This is a genomic window from Pseudoalteromonas sp. MMG013 (assembly GCF_018100885.1).
Classification (GTDB): Bacteria; Pseudomonadota; Gammaproteobacteria; order Enterobacterales; family Alteromonadaceae; genus Pseudoalteromonas; species Pseudoalteromonas aurantia.
The window spans coordinates 1-928 of record NZ_JAGJEE010000084.1 but is presented as its reverse complement, the minus strand read 5'-3'; the positions used below and the strand labels follow the sequence as shown (position 1 = coordinate 928).

The 928-nt window shown below is 47.2% G+C and carries 1 protein-coding gene; it reads left to right on the top strand.

What is annotated here, in order from left to right:
- Nucleotides 1-928: hypothetical protein (locus J8L98_RS24430; RefSeq protein ID WP_210998657.1), on the top strand; the 928-nt coding region annotated here is incomplete at both ends.

Below are 928 nucleotides of genomic sequence, written 5' to 3'. Positions count from 1 at the left end.
TTATGTGTTGTATGACCATGCAGGACAAATAGCAGCCACGGTAAATAACCGAGGCCAAGTGACCCGTCATCACTATGACAATGCCGGCCAAAAAGTACAAACGGTTGAATATGCACAGCTGGTGTCAACGGCGCAGTGGTTAAGTGCAACAGGTACCCTTACCCAGAGCCTAGCGCAATTAGATACACAATTGGCAGGCATGGCAAATCATGTTGATAATCGCACCAGTTATACTCTTTATACCGCGGCGGGTAAGCCAGAATATAAAGCGGATGCAGCGGGTTTTGTGACCCAATATATTTATAACGCGCAAGGCCAGTTAATAGAAGAGAAAGCGTATAAAGCTCCTCTTGCCGATAAGCTACTGAAAAGTGTAAATAATCCCGTTATTTTAAACCAGTGGGATAATTACGACGCGACTCCGGCTGGGGCGACCATGACACCAGTGCATGATAGCGAGTATGGTGCTCAGGTTATGGAATTAAAAGGGCAGAATTTCTCCAACGGCTACCGCCTTCGTGGCGATAATGGCGCGAACTGGCAAGCGGGCCAAAATACCATTTCATGGGATATGAAGTATGCTGAAGGGTATACCATTTATATCAGTGTGAATACCTCAGCAGGCCACCGTTATGTGACCTACAATATGGGGTCACAAGACCCTAAACTGGGGGGGCAGTACCTTCATCATTACCTACCTGAGCGTACTACCAGTGGTGAATGGACCACTGTAACACGAGATTTGGTGGCCGATGTGGCAGCCCTTGAGCCAAACATCAGCATTAACAATGTCAATGGTTTCTTGATTCGAGGCTCGGGCCGTATTGGTGAAGTGCGTTTGTCGGGGTTAAATGAACCACTCAAAGCCTCAGAGGTAAACACGACTAAACTCGCTTATACCGCAGCAGGGAAGATTGAATACAAAACC